At 70.0% G+C, this 15,683-nt stretch carries 15 protein-coding genes; 1 reads left to right on the top strand and 14 read right to left on the bottom strand.

Annotated elements, in window-relative coordinates; all coding sequences use genetic code 11:
- Window positions 1-164 precede the first annotated feature (164 nt).
- The 11 genes from ACFPA8_RS22090 to ACFPA8_RS22140 form a co-directional block, all read right to left on the bottom strand.
- The gene (locus ACFPA8_RS22090; protein WP_386451166.1) at window positions 165-2,972 is read right to left on the bottom strand and encodes a DEAD/DEAH box helicase; all 2,808 of its coding nucleotides are present in this window, start codon (window positions 2,970-2,972) and stop codon (window positions 165-167) included.
- Window positions 2,973-3,017: 45 nt separating this feature from the next.
- Window positions 3,018-3,911, bottom strand: a complete 894-nt coding sequence (locus tag ACFPA8_RS22095; RefSeq protein ID WP_386451167.1) for a diacylglycerol kinase — start codon at window positions 3,909-3,911, stop codon at window positions 3,018-3,020.
- A gap of 17 nt (window positions 3,912-3,928) precedes the next feature.
- The gene (gene tatC / locus ACFPA8_RS22100) at window positions 3,929-4,864 is read right to left on the bottom strand and encodes a twin-arginine translocase subunit TatC (RefSeq protein ID WP_386451168.1); all 936 of its coding nucleotides are present in this window, start codon (window positions 4,862-4,864) and stop codon (window positions 3,929-3,931) included.
- Window positions 4,865-4,988: 124 nt separating this feature from the next.
- Window positions 4,989-5,276 (bottom strand): Sec-independent protein translocase subunit TatA, encoded by a 288-nt coding sequence (gene tatA / locus ACFPA8_RS22105; protein WP_386451169.1) that lies wholly within the window; start codon window positions 5,274-5,276, stop codon window positions 4,989-4,991.
- 224 nt (window positions 5,277-5,500) lie between these two features.
- A complete protein-coding gene (locus tag ACFPA8_RS22110; protein WP_386451170.1) occupies window positions 5,501-5,776 on the bottom strand; it encodes a hypothetical protein in 276 nt (91 codons plus the stop codon).
- A 105-nt stretch (window positions 5,777-5,881) separates the two neighbouring features.
- Window positions 5,882-6,844, bottom strand: a complete 963-nt coding sequence (locus ACFPA8_RS22115; RefSeq protein ID WP_386451171.1) for a helix-turn-helix transcriptional regulator — start codon at window positions 6,842-6,844, stop codon at window positions 5,882-5,884.
- 15 nt (window positions 6,845-6,859) lie between these two features.
- Window positions 6,860-7,834: a helix-turn-helix transcriptional regulator gene (locus ACFPA8_RS22120; RefSeq protein ID WP_386451172.1), complete on the bottom strand. Its 975-nt coding sequence runs from the start codon at window positions 7,832-7,834 to the stop codon at window positions 6,860-6,862.
- Between the two features lie 162 nt (window positions 7,835-7,996).
- Window positions 7,997-8,371: an FKBP-type peptidyl-prolyl cis-trans isomerase gene (locus ACFPA8_RS22125; protein ID WP_386451173.1), complete on the bottom strand. Its 375-nt coding sequence runs from the start codon at window positions 8,369-8,371 to the stop codon at window positions 7,997-7,999.
- 62 nt (window positions 8,372-8,433) lie between these two features.
- On the bottom strand, window positions 8,434-9,396 hold the full coding sequence (locus tag ACFPA8_RS22130) for an FKBP-type peptidyl-prolyl cis-trans isomerase (protein WP_386451174.1): 963 nt from the start codon (window positions 9,394-9,396) through the stop codon (window positions 8,434-8,436).
- Window positions 9,397-9,484: 88 nt separating this feature from the next.
- A complete protein-coding gene (gene pafA, locus ACFPA8_RS22135) occupies window positions 9,485-10,846 on the bottom strand; it encodes a Pup--protein ligase (protein WP_386451175.1) in 1,362 nt (453 codons plus the stop codon).
- A gap of 9 nt (window positions 10,847-10,855) precedes the next feature.
- Window positions 10,856-12,163: an MFS transporter gene (locus ACFPA8_RS22140; RefSeq protein WP_386451176.1), complete on the bottom strand. Its 1,308-nt coding sequence runs from the start codon at window positions 12,161-12,163 to the stop codon at window positions 10,856-10,858.
- Window positions 12,164-12,284: 121 nt separating this feature from the next.
- Between ACFPA8_RS22140 and ACFPA8_RS22145 the strand changes: the two genes are divergently transcribed.
- Window positions 12,285-13,394 (top strand): LacI family DNA-binding transcriptional regulator, encoded by a 1,110-nt coding sequence (locus ACFPA8_RS22145; RefSeq protein WP_386451177.1) that lies wholly within the window; start codon window positions 12,285-12,287, stop codon window positions 13,392-13,394.
- A gap of 153 nt (window positions 13,395-13,547) precedes the next feature.
- Here ACFPA8_RS22145 and prcA read toward each other — a convergent pair whose 3' ends face one another.
- From prcA to ACFPA8_RS22160, 3 genes are all read right to left on the bottom strand, one after another.
- Window positions 13,548-14,318: a proteasome subunit alpha gene (prcA, locus tag ACFPA8_RS22150; protein WP_386451178.1), complete on the bottom strand. Its 771-nt coding sequence runs from the start codon at window positions 14,316-14,318 to the stop codon at window positions 13,548-13,550.
- A 53-nt stretch (window positions 14,319-14,371) separates the two neighbouring features.
- On the bottom strand, window positions 14,372-15,217 hold the full coding sequence (gene prcB, locus ACFPA8_RS22155; RefSeq protein ID WP_386451179.1) for a proteasome subunit beta: 846 nt from the start codon (window positions 15,215-15,217) through the stop codon (window positions 14,372-14,374).
- 132 nt (window positions 15,218-15,349) lie between these two features.
- Window positions 15,350-15,568, bottom strand: coding sequence for a ubiquitin-like protein Pup (locus ACFPA8_RS22160; protein ID WP_045865506.1), 219 nt, complete (start codon window positions 15,566-15,568; stop codon window positions 15,350-15,352).
- Between the last annotated feature and the right edge of the window lie 115 nt (window positions 15,569-15,683).

Genomic DNA, 15,683 nt, shown 5'->3' on the forward strand with positions numbered 1-15,683 from the left:
GGGTGAACATGCCCCGCATGCTCCCGCCGTCAACACCCACCGCCTGCATTGCTCTTCCGCCCCGCGGCGGCCGGGCACCACCCGAGTACCGTCACGGCACCAGTGCCCGGCGCCCTCAACGGCGCGGCGCGGCACGGCACTTCCGCTCGCGCGCCGCTGCCCCGTCAGCCCACGCTCGTGTACGCCACGACGCCGCGCCGCATCGCCTCGACCGCCTTGCGCGCGTTCTTCGCGACGCTGCCGCTCTCCGGCGCTGCCACGGCGATCTGCCCGAGCACGTCGATGCACTGCTTGCACCAGCGCACGAAGTCGCCTGCGGGCATGTCGGCTTCGCGGAGGACCGCGTCGAGGCCGTGTCCCTCGGCCCAGCGGTACGCGGCCCAGGCGAAGCCCAGATCCGGCTCGCGCTGGCCCACGCCCTCCGTCTGGCTGATGCGGTGCTCCTCCTCCAGGGCGTCCAGGCGGCCCCAGATGCGGACCATCTCCTCCAGGGCGCCCCGCGCGCCGCCGCCGGGCAGTTTGGGCGGCAGCGCGTCGTCGGCGGCACGCGACTCGTACACCAACGCCGAGACGCACGCGGCCAGTTCGGACGGGGGAAGGCCGTCCCACACCTTGTCGCGCAGACACTCGCTGGCCAGCAGGTCCAGCTCGCCGTAGAGCCGCCCCAACCGCCGCCCGTCGTCGGTCACTTCGTCTTCCCGCAGATAACCCAGCTCCGTCAGCAGCGCGGAGACGCGGTCGAAGGTGCGGGCGATGGTGTTCGTCCTGCCCTCGATCTTGCGCTCCAGCTGCCGCGTGTCCCGGCGGAGCCGGTGATAGCGCTCCGCCCAGCGGGCGTGGTTCTCCCGTTCGTCGCATCCGTGGCAGGGGTGACGGCGGATCTCGGCGCGGAGCCGCGCGATCTCGCTGTCGTCGGCGGCGGCGGAGCGCTGCTTGCGATGCCGGGGCGGCGCGTGGTGTCCCGCCTTCGTACGCAGCGCCGAGGCGAGGTCGCGGCGCGACTCGGGACTGCGTGCGTTGAACGACCTGGGAATACGCATCCGCTCCAGCGGCTCCACCGGCACGGGGAAGTCGATCGAGCCCAGCCGCTTCACCTGACGCTGAGCGGTCAGCACGAGCGGACGCGGGCCGTCGTTCTGCTGCCAGCCCCTGTGATGGGACGGGCCGCGCCCGGCGCCCGTCCCCGGGTCCAGTACGAGCGCGAGCCCGGCGAACTTGCCGGTCGGCACATGGATGACGTCCCCCGGCCGCAGCTTCTCCAGCGCCGCGGCGGCCTGCGCCCTGCGCTGCACGGCGCCCTGCTTGGCCAGCTCCGTCTCCCGGTCCTTGAGCTGGCGGCGCAGCCGCGAGTACTCCTCGAAGTCGCCGAGATGGCAGGTCATGGAGGCGCGGTAGCCCTCCAGCCCCTCCTCGTTGCGCTGCACCTGACGGGAGATGCCCACCACGGACCGGTCGGCCTGGAACTGGGCGAAGGAGGTCTCCAGCAGCTCACGCGAGCGGTGCCGCCCGAACTGGCCGACCAGATTGACAGCCATGTTGTACGAGGGCTTGAAGGACGAGCGCAGCGGATACGTACGCGTACCGGCCAGGCCGGCCAGCGCGGCCGGGTCCATGCCGCGCTGCCACAGCACGACCGCGTGCCCCTCGATATCGATGCCACGCCGGCCGGCACGGCCCGTCAGCTGTGTGAACTCACCGGGCGTGATGTCCGCGTGCTGCTCGCCGTTCCACTTGACCAGCTTCTCCAGCACCACGGAGCGGGCGGGCATGTTGATCCCCAGTGCCAGCGTCTCGGTGGCGAAGACGGCCTTCACCAGGCCCCGCACGAACAGTTCCTCGACGACCTCCTTGAAGGTCGGCAGCATGCCCGCGTGGTGCGCGGCGATGCCCCGCTCCAGGCCCTCCAGCCACTCGAAGTAGCCCAGTACGTGCAGGTCGGTGTCGGGGATGTCGGCCGTACGCGCCTCGACGATCTCGCGCACACGGGCCCGCGCCGCGTTGTCGTTGAGCCGCAGCCCGGCGTACAGGCACTGCTGTACGGCCGACTCGCAGCCCGCACGGCTGAAGATGAAAGTGATGGCCGGGAGCAGCCCCTCGGAGTCGAGCCGGTCGATGACCTCGGGCCTGCCCGGTGTCCACACCCGGGCGCGGCTGCGCCGCTCACGTTCCCGGTCCGCCTCGCGGCGCGGATTGCCGCGGCGGCGGTCGCGGGGCGAGGTGACCCGGCTGTTCTCCATCCGGGCCATCCGCACGAGGTCCGGGTTGACTTCCCGCTTGTCGGCCTTCTCCTCGAAGAGGTCGTACATCCGCCGCCCGGCGAGCACGTGCTGCCACAGGGGCACCGGGCGGTGCTCGGAGACGATCACCCGGGTGTCGCCGCGGACGGTGTCCAGCCAGTCGCCGAACTCCTCGGCGTTGGAGACCGTCGCCGACAGCGAGACGAGGGTGACGGACTCGGGGAGGTGGATGATGACCTCCTCCCATACGGCGCCGCGGAAGCGGTCGGAGAGGTAGTGCACCTCGTCCATCACCACGTGACCGAGCCCGATGAGCGCCTGCGAGCCCGCGTAGAGCATGTTCCGCAGCACCTCGGTCGTCATCACGATCACGGGTGCATCGGCGTTGACCGAGTTGTCACCGGTCAGCAGGCCCACGCGGTCCGCGCCGTACCGCTTGACCAGGTCGTTGTACTTCTGGTTGGACAGGGCCTTGATGGGCGTCGTGTAGAAACACTTCCGGCCCCGGGTGAGCGCCAGATGCACGGCGAACTCGCCGACGATCGTCTTGCCGGAGCCGGTCGGTGCCGCGACCAGCACTCCCTTCCCGGCTTCGAGGGCTTGGCACGCCTCGATCTGGAAGTCGTCGAGATCGAAGTCGTAGAGGTCACGGAAGGGGGCGAGAGCGGTGGCCTGCTCTTGGGCACGTTTCCGCGCCTCGGCATATCGCTCTGCGGGGGACAGGTCCTCGGTCATCGTGACTACGAGCCTACCGGCCACCCCCGACACCGCTCACGGTCGTTACTCCGCAACGAGAAGCCGTACGGCCCCCGGCACCACCCGCGCCGTCAGCGGCAGCCGCCCGAAGGGCTCCCCGTCCGCGTACCCCGTCACACCGTCCGCCTCCAGGCGCACACTGCGTGCCTTGTACGTGGTGACCGCCGGATGGCTGAGATGGGTGCCCTTGTAGACCCGCGGAAAGACGCGCAGCAGCGTGCCCCGGCTGCAGTCCCCGACCACCGTCACGTCGAGGAGTCCGTCGTTCATCTCCGCCCCGTGGCAGATGCGCATGCCTCCGCCGTACGAGGGTCCGTTGCCCACGGCCACGAGGGTGGCCTCGATGTCCTGCGGCTCGCCGTCGTCCAGCGTGAGCCGGTAGGGGATCGTACGGAAGGCGGCCAGCTCGGCGAGGATCGCCAAGTCGTACTTCAGCCGGCCGGCGGGCCAGCGCATCCGGTTGCCGCGGTCGTTCACCCGCGAGTCGAAGCCGGAGGCGAGCACTGAGCCGAACCAGCGATCTCCCACCCGTCCGAGGTCGAGGGTCCGGCAGTGGCCGGCCTTGAGCGCCTCGCCGATGAGCCGTCCCGCCTCGGCGGGCTCCCGCACGGGAAGACCCGTCGCCCGCGCGAAGTCGTTGCCGGTGCCGACCGCGACGACGCCGAGCGGGGTGTCCGTACCGGCGACGGCCTGGAGGGCCAGGGACGCCATCCCGTCACCGCCGACGGCGATCAGTGCTCCGGTGCCGGCGCCGACGGCTTCACGGGCACGTGCGAGCGCGTCGGGTGCGTCGTTCCCGACGACCGTACGCACGGCGAAACCGGCCTGGCGCAGCGCTTCGGCCGCCGGCTGTGCGGCACCGGCGCCGCGTCCGCGGCCGGCCGTGGGATTGACGAAAAGAGTGATCTCGCTGGTCACGCGCGGACCCTACATGGTCAGGTCGCGTCGTCGAAACCGTCCTGCCGCACCGGACCGTCCTGCCGCGCCGCGCCGCCCTTGCTCCCGGTCTCGCCCTCGCCGTCGGTGAGTGCACGCTGCGAAGGCACCGTCTCGGCCTCGTCGAGGGCCTCGGGCCGGCCGATCTGCGACGCTTCGTCGTCGTCCAGTCCGGCGTAGGGGTCCTTGCGGCTGCGCCGTCGGTCGTTGAGGAGGCAGATGCCCACGGCGCCGAAGTAGAGGAGCACGATCGGCGCGGCCAGAGCGCCCATCGTGAGCGGGTCGCCCGTCGGTGTGGCGACGGCGGAGAAGACCGTGATGCACAGCACCATGATCCGCCACCAGCCCAGCAGTTGGCGCCCGCCGAGGATGCCGGTGAGGTTCAGCATCACCAGCAGCAGCGGCAGCTCGAAGGCCAGGCCGAAGACGATCACGAGCCGGGTGACGATATCGAGGAAATCGTCCAGCGGGATCAGGTTCCCGATGCCCTCGGGGCTGAAGTCGAGCAGCGTCTTGGCGGCCTTGGGCAGGATGAGGTACGCGAGGTAGGCACCGCCCAGGAAGAGGGGTACGCCCGCCGCGACGAAGCTGCGCGCGTACTTCTTCTCGTGGCTGTGCAGGCCGGGCGCGAGGAAGGCCCAGAGCTGGTAGAGCCAGATCGGGGAGGCCACGACGACACCGACCATGAGGCCGACCTTGAGCATCACGGTGAAGGGGGCGATGAGCCCGTTGAGAGTGATCTCCGCACACGTCTCGCCCTCGGACGCCGCGCGCCCGAAGCCCTTCTCGCAGCCCACGGACGCGGCTACGGGGTCGGTGAGGAAAGCGGCGATGGGCTCGTAGTAGACCAGCGCCACGATCGTGACGGCGAGGATCGCCAGCACCGCCTTCATCAGACGGTTGCGCAGCTCCCTCAGATGCTCCGCGAGGGGCATCCGCCCCTCGGGGTCCTTCTCCCTTTTGCCCTCTTTACGGGCCGACTTCAGCAACCCTCGTCCTCATTGTCTGAGTTGTCGGAAGTGCCTCACATTGTCCGGCTCTCTGTGACCGGACGGCAGTTCAGGACTGCTTCTGCTGCTGCTCGGTCGGCTCTGCGACGGGCCGTGAGCTCGCCACGTCCCCGGGTGCGGCCTGGATGGTACGCGGAGCCGCCTGCTGGGAGTCGGCAGTGGTTCCGGCGTCGTTGTCGTCGCCGCCGTCCTTCTTCATCTGCTTGGCCTCGCTCTTGAGGATGCGGGCGGACTTGCCCAGCGAACGAGCCATGTCCGGAAGCTTCTTGGCGCCGAACAGCAGCAGGATGACCAGGACGATCAGGACGATCTCCAGGGGCTTCAAATTGCCGATCATGTGCCACTACCTTCTCGCCGGGGCCGGCGTGAGTCCTTGCCTGCCGTGTGAATCGGACGGGCTGCGTCAAGCGCGTGCTGCCAGCGATCGTAACCCTGAGGAGTGAACGACGGGCAATGCCTGTTCCCACTCGGGATTGCGGTCCCCTTTCACCGCGGACGCGGCACTGTGCAGCTTACCGGTCAAAGGTACGGGCCAGGCAGTACACGTAAGGACCATCGTCCTCAAGGATGCCCGGAGCCCTGCTGACGCCCGTGGAGGCGGCTCTCCGCCGTCACGCCGGCCCCGCGGGCACCACCGGAGTCACCCGCCGCACCCGCCCGTCCCGCGAGCGGTCCGGCCGCACGCTCCAGGTCCTCGGCGGCCCGGGTGATCCGCTCAGAGCTGTCCCCGACCGCCCGGGTGAAACGGCGCACTTCCAGCCCGACCCGGACGGCCAGCACACCGAGAACGGCGATACCGCAGAAGGCGAGCGCGAGAAAGAACATGGGCCAGAGCATGCGCCGAGCCTAGTGGCTCGGCGGCAACCGGAGCCCCCGCCTCCCCTGCCGGACGGCACAGCACCGGCGGGACATGAACCCCGCCCCGCGTGCTCCCCGGCCGTCTCACTCCCCGTAGGCCGCCAGCGCGAGCCGCGCTGCCTCCCGCGCGCTGTCCGCCAGCTCACGCGGCTCCACGATCCGGCCGTCCCGGCCCAGCCGCAGTGCCAGCCGGCGCAGCGACGCCGGATCGGGAGTGCGCAGCCTGACGCGCAACCCGCCGTCGGGGAGTTCCTCGGCGCTGTCGTACGGGTAGTACTCCGCGACCCAGCGACCGCCCGGTCCGACCTCGACGACCACCTCGGGATCCTCGGCCGACGGCTGCACGAGCCCCTCGCTCAGGTCCCGCAGTTCGACCGGCGGCGGGTCAGCCGGCTCGTCCAGCAGCTTGATCTCGGCGACCCTGTCGAGCCTGAAGGTCCGGCGGGCCTCGGAGAGACGGCACCACGCCTCGAGGTAGGTGTGTCCCACCGCGAAGAGCCGGATGGGGTCGACCTCGCGCTCGGTCAGCTCGTCCCGCGCCGGCGAGTAGTAGCGCAGCCACAGCCTGCGCCGCTCGGCGATGGCACGGTCGACGTCGGCGAAGACGCCGCCCTCCGACTCGAAGGTGACCGACAGCCGCGAGCTGGCCCCCGCGTTCTCCCCCGCCGCGGCCTCCAGCTTCGCCGTCGCGCGCTGCAGCGCGTCCCGGTCGCTCTCGCGCAGGCCCGGCAGCGTGGCGACGGCGCGGGCCGCGACCAGCAGCGCGGTCGCCTCGTCGGAGGCGAGCCGGAGCGGCTGTGCGGTGTCGCTGCCCAGCGCGTCGGCGTTGCGCCACCAGATCCGCTCACCGTCGGTGTCGATCTCCAGCAGGTCGCCGCCGCGGAAGCTGGTGCCGCACATCGGCAGCACGTCGAGGTCCGAGATCAACTCGTCGGCGGAGATGCCGAACGCACGGGCCACATCGTCGATCCGGGCTCCGGGACGGTCGCGCAGGTACGTCACCAGCGACAGCATCCGCCGGGTCTGGTCAATGGCGTTCGATGCCACGGCCTTCGCTCTCCCTCAGCCCTTGGCGACGGCGCGCAGCCGGTCGACCACTTCGGCCCGCAGTTCGGCCGGTTCCAGAACGATCACGTCGGGCCCGAACTCCACGAGCCACGCGTCCAGGCCGTGTCCGTACGGAATCTCCAACTCCTCCCAGCCGTCCGGGAGTTCCCGTACCTGCACGGCACGGGCACGGAGCGGGTACCCCGATCCGGCCCGCAGCCTGATGAGGGCGGTGCGCGACGCGCTCTCCCCCGCCCAGCGCTCCACGGCCTCCCGTACCTTCACCTGGTCCGGTACGGGCGCGGTGAAGGCCGCGGCACGCGAACGCACCGCCCCGGTGATCCGGGAGAGCCGGAAGACGCGTTCGGCCTGCCGCCCTGTGTCGAACCCGGCGAGGTACCAGTGGCCGCGCCAGCACTCCAGCGTCCACGGCTCGACCTGACGGCGCTCTGCCCGTACGGCGTTGGACTTGCGGTAGTCGAAGACGACGGGGCGCCGGTCCCGGCAGGCGAGCATCAGCGGCTCGAACGCCGCCTCACGGGCGGGGATGTGGGGCTCCAGCGTGCTGTGCGGAATCGCCGGCTCGGCCCCTTCGGCGCCGCCGTCCTGCTGCGGCATACCGCCCGCGGCGTGCAGCTTCTGCAGGGCGCCGCTGGCGGCTCCGGCGAGACGGGCCTGCTGCCACACGCGAGCGGCGAGACCGAGTGCCGTGGCCTCTTCGGCGTCGAGCGCGATGGGCGGCAGCCTGTTGTTGTCGTGCTTCGCGCGGTAGCCGATGTCGCCGTCGAGGTTCTCCACCGTGTCGATGACGAGGCCGAGTTCGCGCAGATCGTCCTTGTCGCGCTCGAACATCCTGTTGAAGGACTCGTCGCTGCCCGCCTCCATGTACGCCTCGATCGAGGTACGCAGCTCACGCTTGGTCAGCGGGCGCCGGGTTCCGAGCAGGCACAGCGCCAGATTCATCAGCCGCTCGGCCTTGGCAATCGCCATGGGCTCCTCGTGCCTCTTCTCGTGCTGCTCTGTGCTGTTCAGGGATCGCCCGGTGTGATGCCGGGCACTTGACCGTACCGCTCCTCGCCTGCCCGGCCAAAGCAAAGACCGAGGACCCCGCCCCCAGGGCGAGGTCCTCGGATGCCGCGGAGCTGCGCCCCGTCAGACGGAGACCAGATCGCAGACGAAGATCAGCGTCTCGTTCGGCTTGATGCGGCCGCCGCCCGCGCCCTGCTCGCCGTAGGCGAGGTGGGGCGGAATGGTCAGCCGACGGCGCCCGCCGACCTTCATGCCCTGGACGCCCCGGTCCCAGCCGGGGATGACCTGGCCGGCGCCGAGCTGGAACTGCAGCGGCTTGCCGCGGTTCCAGCTCGCGTCGAACTCCTCGCCGCTGGAGAAGGAGACGCCCACGTAGTGGACGGAGACGTTGTCGCCGGCCTTGGCCTCGGGCCCGTCGCCCTCCCGGAGATCCACGATCTCCAGGTCGGCAGGCGGCGCGCCCTCGGGGAAGTCGACCTCGGGCTTCTCGATGCTCACGAAATGGCTCCTACCAACGAATCATTCGGACAACCGCGCCAGTGTTTCACGTCGCGGAGGTCTCACTTCACGCTGAGTACGTCCACCGAGAAGACGACGCCGGAGGAGAACTGCTTCTGCTGCTCCTTCGGGAACTCGTCCTTGGGCACGGAGATCACCACGCGGCTGCCGGCCTTCTTGCCCTTCAGCGCATCGGCCCAGCCCGGGATCTTGGAGACGGGGATCTCCTGCGGACCGCTCTGCGCCCAGGTGTCGTCCAGCTGCTTGCCGCCCTTCCACATCTTCGCCGTGAAGTTGGTCAGGACGGTGCTCTTCTCCGTGATCTTCTTCCCGTCACCCTCGACGACGGTCTCGTCCAGGAGCTCGTCCGGGGCCTTGTCGACGCCCTTCGGCATCTTGATCTCGGGAGCCTCGTTCTTCACGACCTTCGAGCTGACCTCGGGCAGTTCGGGGTTGTGCTCGCCCTCGACCGCCTTGCCGTCGATCGTGCTCGGCAGGATCTTCTCCAGGTCGACGACGAAGACGAGCGTGGCGTTCTTCGGGATCGTCGGCGGCTGGCCCTGCTTGCCGTAGCCCTTCGACGGCGGCACCACGATCTCGACGCGGCTGCCGACCTTCTTGCCCACCAGGGCTTCGTCCCAGCCCTTGATGACCTTCTTGGTGCCGATCTGGAAGGTGGCGGTCTGACCGCGCTTCCAGCTGCTGTCGAACTCCTTGCCGTTCCAGAGCTGGCCGAGGTAGTTCGCGTTCAGCGAGTCGCCCTTCTCGACCTTCTGGCCCTTGCCCTCCTTGAGGACCTCGACCTTGAGGTCCTTGGGCGGCTTGCCCTTGCCCTTCGCCACCTTGGGCTTCTTGTCGGTGGCCCCGGTGACCTGCGGGACGGCTCCGTTCTCGGACTCGGAGCCGTCCTCTCCACCGCATGCCGCGAGGGACACGGCCAGTACGGATACGGCCAGCGCCGCCGCGAAACGGCGCGCGTAGGGCTTCCTGGGGTGGGGGGTTGTTCCCCCGGGAGTCTGCAGCATGTGTCCAACTCGCGGTCTAGGGGATGTCCGGACGGTCGGGGCAACCCTACGACCCCGCCCGCCGGTCCCTGCCACCACTCGACACGACTCACATACCGGCGATCAGTTTCTCGACCCGCTCGTCGACCGACCGGAAAGGGTCTTTGCACAACACGGTGCGCTGCGCCTGGTCGTTGAGCTTGAGATGGACCCAGTCGACGGTGAAGTCCCGCCGCTGCTCCTGGGCCCGCCTGATGAAGTCTCCGCGCAGCCTGGCCCGCGTGGTCTGCGGAGGCACCGACTTGCCTTCGAAGATCTTGAGATCGTTGCAGATGCGGGCCGCCTGACCGTTCCGCTCCAGCAGGTAGTACAGACCACGACGGCGGTGGATGTCGTGGTACGCGAGGTCTATCTGCGCGATCCGGGGATGCGACATCGAGATGTTGTTCTTGGCCCGGTAGCGCTCGATCAACTGGTACTTCATGACCCAGTCGATCTCGGTGTTGATCTTGTCGAGCTCCTCGGTGCGGATGGCGTCGAGTGATCTGCCCCACAGTTCCAGTACGCGCTCCACCCGGCCCGTACGGATGCCCCGGCGCTCGCAGAAGTCCAGTGCCTTCTCGTAGTACTCCTGCTGCACCTCCAGCGCGGAGGCCTCCCGGCCACTGGCGAGACGCACCTTGCGCTGCCCGGTGATGTCGTGGCTGACCTCGCGGATGGCCCGGATCGGGTTCTCCAGGGTCAGGTCGCGCATCACGGTGCCCGCCTCGATCATGCGCAGCACCAGGTCGGTGGCGCCGACCTTGAGCAGCATGGTCGTCTCCGACATGTTGGAGTCGCCGACGATCACATGGAGGCGGCGGTAGCGCTCGGCGTCCGCGTGCGGCTCGTCCCTGGTGTTGATGATCGGCCGGGAGCGGGTCGTGGCGGAGCTGACCCCTTCCCAGATGTGCTCGGCGCGCTGGCTGACGCAGTACACGGCGCCGCGCGGCGTCTGCAGCACCTTGCCTGCGCCGCACACGAGTTGACGCGTGACGAGGAAGGGGATGAGCACGTCCGCGAGGCGGGAGAACTCCCCGTGCCGCGCCACGAGATAGTTCTCGTGGCAGCCGTAGGAGTTGCCCGCCGAGTCGGTGTTGTTCTTGAAGAGGTAGACGTCGCCCGCGATTCCCTCCTCGTGCAGGCGGCGTTCGGCGTCGACGAGGAGCCCCTCGAGGATGCGCTCGCCGGCCTTGTCGTGGGTGACCAGTTCGGTCACGTTGTCGCACTCGGGGGTCGCGTACTCAGGGTGCGAGCCCACGTCCAGATAGAGGCGTGCGCCGTTGCGGAGGAAGACGTTGCTGCTGCGGCCCCATGACACGACACGGCGGAAGAGGTACCGCGCCACTTCGTCGGGGGACAGCCTGCGCTGTCCCCGGAACGTACACGTGACGCCGTACTCGTTCTCAAGCCCGAAGATTCGGCGGTCCATGACTGAACATTACGCCTGACGGCCTGTTCTGAAACCGGGATCGGCGGCACCGTTCCGATCATTTTCCGCCGCCGTGACCGGCTCCTGAGCATGGCCGGGACCTGCGGCGAGGCCCGTGACCGGTGCGGTACGGGACGCCGCGGCGTCCACCGAAAGAGCCCGGCCCGTCAGCAGGAGCACCAGCAGTGCCGCGACGCCGCCGGCACCGACGACCGCGAACCCCGCGGGGGACCCGCCGCGCTCGATCACCGGGCCGACCACGGCAGTTCCCGCCGCGGCGCCCACCCCGAAGGTGGTGACGAGCCACGAGAAGGCCTCAGTGACGGTACCCGCGGGAGCATGCCGGTCCACGACGACGAACGCACAGGCGAGCGCCGGGGCGAGAAAGACCCCCGCGAGGCCCGCCAGTGCCGTCATGGCCACCACGCCGGGCACCAGGACCAGCGGCAGGTAGCCCAACGCAAGAGCGAGAACCAGCCATCTGAGGCGCCGCTCCGGTGCGCCGGGCCAGTGGCGTGCGCCGTACACGACACCTCCGACGAGCGCGCCGAAGCCCAGCGCCGAGAGCAGGTAGCTGGAGATGAGGGCTTCGCCGTGGTCGTCCGCGTAGCTCACCGCCGCGACGGCTATCCCGCCGAGTGCGAGCCCCACGAAGAAGAAGGCCCCCAGCAGCGCGAGCAGCCCCGCGGAGCGCAGCGCGCCCAGCCAGTGCGCCTCACGCGGTGCGGACCGCCACTTCCGCGAGGGCGGCGAGACGACGACGGAGAGGGCGCCCGCCAGTCCGAACGCGTTGATGATCAGCAGCGCGGCGGCCTCGTCCCAGAAGGCGACGCAGAGAGTGACCAGCAGCGGCCCCACCGCGAACATCACTTCCTGCGCCACGGCGTCCAGCGCGTACGCCCTGTGCACCTTCTCCGGCCCGTTGAGGACGCCCGGCCACAGCGCGCGCAACCCGCCCTCCAGCGGCGGCGTCGCCACCCCGGCGACGAGTACGGCTGCCACGGCCACCGCCACCGTGCCGATACCGGCCCAGGCGAACAGTGCCATGCCCAGCGCTGAGAGCAGCGCGGCCGGGAACATCACGCGCGGCTGCCCGTACAGATCGACGAGCCGTCCCAGCAGCGGCTGCCCCACCGCCGTCGCGAGTCCGTAGACCGCGGAGAGGACACCGGCGAGGGTGTAGCTGCCGCCCTCTGCACGCGTGAAGAGCACGATGATCAGCGCAGCCGTGGCGTTGGGCAGCCGCCCGACGAGGGTGCCGACGAGCAGGCGGACCGCGTGCCGGGCCCGGAGCAGTTCGGCATAGCCCGTCGCCATGGCTGGCTCCTCTCCGCGTCACCCCGACACGTTGTACGTATAACTTGCGAGGTAATACGTACCATGTCGCTGACCCGCGGTCCACCTCGGGCACATCGCACGGGCGGAAAGGAGCGTACGGATGGCCAGCAGCCGGGAGCCCGGCACCGCTCCACGGTCGCGCCCGGAGACGTCTTCCGGCCGGCACGCCTCCGGCGACTCCCCTGCCGCCGCGTCCGCCGGTGCCCGGCCCACCAGCCGGGACGTGGCACGGCATGCCGATGTCTCGCAGGCGACGGTCTCCCTCGTCCTCGGCGGGAAGTGGGAGGGGAGGGTCTCACCGCGTACGGCTGAGAACGTACGGTCCGCCGCCCGCGCGCTCGGCTACCGGCCCAACCTCGCCGCACGCAGCCTCCGGCTCGGCCGTACGCGCACCGCCCTCCTCGTCGTGCCCGCCCTGACCCACGACTACTTCGCGCGCGTGCACACCGGGGCCTCACGCGTGGCCGCCGAGCACGACTTCGGCGTGGTGCTCTACCCCTCCCCGGAGGGCACGGGCCCGGCCGTCGACCCCTTCGGCTCCGCCCGCGCCGCCCTCGACGGCGTGATCGCCTCCTCCATGGCCCCCGATGCGCTCGCGGCCCTGCGCGACGGCGGTCAGCTGCCGCTGGTCATGCTGGACAGCGACCCCGAAGCCGACCGCTCCCCCGCCACCGTCAACCTCGACATCGCCGACGGCATGCACCAGGCCGCCGCCCACCTGCTGGAACTGGGCCACGTTCACATCGCGCACCTCGCCGCAGCGGTCGACAGCTGGACGTTCGGCATGCGAGCACGCGCGCTCCACGAGGCGGTCGCGGGGACGGCCGGCGCGGTCGTACGCACGGAACGGTGCGCCCTGAGCGTCGAGGACGCGCTGCGCGCCGCGACCCGCATCCTGGAGACGCGTCCCCGCCCCACGGCCCTCGTCTGCGACGACGACCTGCTCGCGGCCGGGGCCTGCAAGGCGGCACGGCGGCTGGGCCTGCGGGTGCCGGAGGACCTCTCCGTCACCGGCTTCGACGATCTCAGTCTGGCCACCGCGCTCGAACCGGAGTTGACGACGGTCCGGCTGCCCGCCGAAGAGGTCGGCGCGGAAGGGATGCGCGCCCTGCTGGCGGTCCTCGACGGGCGCAGGGCAAGGACGCCCGTACTCCCCGTCGAGCTGGTCCGCCGAGGCTCGACGGCCTCTCCCCCGGCTCACCGCACCTGAACCCGGCCCTTTCCGGCACGGCGGCAGGGCGCGCACGGGGAGCGGACCGCCCACGCGACGCGCCGTGTCCCGGCGGGGCGTCACCCTGCCGGGACACGGCGCATGCGCGATGTCCGGTACCCACAGGGCTCACCCCGCAGGTCCGCGCTGTGGTTACTCCTCCGCGTCGTTCTCCGACGCGCTGTCGTCTCCGCTCTCCGACGCCCCCGAGGACTCGCCGGACGCGTCCTCTCCCAGCAGCCGCTTCAGCTGCGGGCCGAGCACGCGCTTGAACTTGCGCTGCTGCACCCGGCTGCGGTCCAGCAGGGCGACCTCCAACTGGTCGGCGGTCAGCTCACGTTCGCCGCCGTTGTTGTCCCGTGCCAGGGACTCCTTGCCGAGCTTCACGGCCTCGGCCAGCGTCATGTCGTCGCGGTGGCGCTGCTCCAGGAAGCTGTTGATCTGGTCCGAGTTGCCGCCGACAGCGAGCGAGCCGTGCTCGTCCACGATCGATCCGTCGTGCGGCAGCCGATAGATCTGGTCGTCCTCGGGGGCCGGGCCGACCTCCGCGACGATCAGCTCCACCTCGTACGGCTTCTCCGCAGCGCTCGAGAAGATCGTGCCGAGGGTCTGGGCGTAGACGTTCGCCAGACCCCGCGCCGTCACGTCGGCCCGGTCGTAGGTGAAGCCCCGGAGATCCGCGTACCGCACACCGCCGATGCGCAGATTCTCGAACTCGTTGTACTTGCCGACCGCTGCGAAGGCGATGCGGTCGTAGATCTCGCTGATCTTGTGCAGTGACCTCGAGGGGTTCTCGGCGACGAACACGATGCCGTCGGTGTACTGCAGCACGACCACGCTGCGTCCCCGCGCGATGCCCTTGCGGGCGTACTCGGCGCGGTCCGCCATGGCCTGCTGGGGTGAGACGTAGAACGGCGTCGACACCGGCTATCCGTCCCTTCCTGTCCTGTAAGAGGGCACCGAAGGCCCCGTGGCCATTAGGAGAGCGGGGCCTTCGGCCCGTTGGGCTGCTCGAGCCGGCCCTCGTGCATCGCGCGGACGAGCCCGGAGACCTCCTCCTCGGGGAGCCTGCGGCATCCTTCGTCGGAGATGACCGTCAGCGTGGGGTAGATCCGCCGGGTCATGTCGGGGCCGCCGGTGGCGGAGTCGTCGTCAGCCGCGTCGTAGAGCGCCTGCAGCGCGACCGTGGCGACCTGCTCCTCTGTCAGGTCCTCGCGGTGCAGCTTCTTCAGAGAGCCGCGGGCGAAGACGGAGCCCGAACCGACAGCGGTGAAGCCCACCTCTTCGGAACGGCCGCCCGTCACGTCGTAGGAGAAGATCCGGCCCTGCTCACGGTCCACGTCGTACCCCGCGAACACCGGGACCACGGCGAGACCCTGAAGGGCCATGCCCAGGTTGCTGCGGATCATCGTGGAGAGCCTGTTGGCCTTGCCCTCCAAGGAGAGTACGGACCCCTCCACCTTCTCGAAGTGCTCCAGCTCCAGCTGGAAGAGCTTGACCATCTCCACGGCGAGGCCGGCCGTACCGGCGATGCCGACCGCGGAGAACTCGTCGGCCGGGAAGACCTTTTCGATGTCCCGCTGCGCGATGACGTTGCCCATCGTCGCGCGCCGGTCGCCCGCGAGCACCACACCGCCGGCGTACGTCGCCGCGACGATGGTGGTGCCGTGCGGAGCCTGCACGGCACCCTCGACAGCAGGCAGGGGCCTGCTGCCGGGCAGCACGTCCGGGGCGTGCTCGGACAGGAAGTCCATGAACGAGGACGAGCCGGGCGTCAGGAAGGCTGCCGGCAGACGCCCCGTGTCACGAGTGTTGGCTTCCACACGTTTCCTTCCACGAGTCGGAAGTCGAATCAGACGGATCTTGGAATGCTGATCGGACCATACCCGGAGGCTCGAATGTCATCCGTCCTGCGCCCCCGGGCTTCGGGGACGCAGGACGGTGACTCACGCGCCTTACTCTCCGCCCTTCTGAACGAAGGACCGCACGAAGTCCTCGGCGTTCTCCTCGAGGACGTCGTCGATCTCGTCCAGAACGGAGTCGACGTCCTCCGAGAGTGCCTCCTGGCGCTCCTTGAGATCCTCGGAGACCTGCGTCTCCTCGGCCTGCTCCTCGGTCTCCTCGGTCTGACGGGAGGCCTTCTGCTGCCCGCCGCCGGTGTCCTTGGTCGCCATATCCCTCACCCCGCTCGGTTCGGTGTGTACGCGTGACGTACAAGATCAGACCCTACAAGCAGGGACTGACATCGGCCCTTCACTTCTCCCAACGTCGGAGGACCACCCCGGTGAT

The organism is Streptomyces ovatisporus (assembly GCF_042653885.1).
GTDB lineage: Bacteria > Actinomycetota > Actinomycetes > Streptomycetales > Streptomycetaceae > Streptomyces > Streptomyces ovatisporus.

Excerpts from the sequence above, each read along its gene's own strand:
- ACFPA8_RS22140 (WP_386451176.1), bottom strand. The coding sequence starts at position 12,163 with ATGGCGACGGGCTATGCCGAACTGCTCCGGGCCCGGCACGCGGTCCGC.
- ACFPA8_RS22090 (WP_386451166.1), bottom strand. The coding sequence starts at position 2,972 with ATGACCGAGGACCTGTCCCCCGCAGAGCGATATGCCGAGGCGCGGAAA.
- ACFPA8_RS22130 (WP_386451174.1), bottom strand. The coding sequence starts at position 9,396 with ATGCTGCAGACTCCCGGGGGAACAACCCCCCACCCCAGGAAGCCCTAC.
- tatC (WP_386451168.1), bottom strand. The coding sequence starts at position 4,864 with ATGCCCCTCGCGGAGCATCTGAGGGAGCTGCGCAACCGTCTGATGAAG.
- pafA (WP_386451175.1), bottom strand. The coding sequence starts at position 10,846 with ATGGACCGCCGAATCTTCGGGCTTGAGAACGAGTACGGCGTCACGTGT.
- ACFPA8_RS22120 (WP_386451172.1), bottom strand. The coding sequence starts at position 7,834 with ATGGCGATTGCCAAGGCCGAGCGGCTGATGAATCTGGCGCTGTGCCTG.
- tatA (WP_386451169.1), bottom strand. The coding sequence starts at position 5,276 with ATGATCGGCAATTTGAAGCCCCTGGAGATCGTCCTGATCGTCCTGGTC.
- ACFPA8_RS22145 (WP_386451177.1), top strand. The coding sequence starts at position 12,285 with ATGGCCAGCAGCCGGGAGCCCGGCACCGCTCCACGGTCGCGCCCGGAG.
- ACFPA8_RS22160 (WP_045865506.1), bottom strand. The coding sequence starts at position 15,568 with ATGGCGACCAAGGACACCGGCGGCGGGCAGCAGAAGGCCTCCCGTCAG.
- ACFPA8_RS22110 (WP_386451170.1), bottom strand. The coding sequence starts at position 5,776 with ATGCTCTGGCCCATGTTCTTTCTCGCGCTCGCCTTCTGCGGTATCGCC.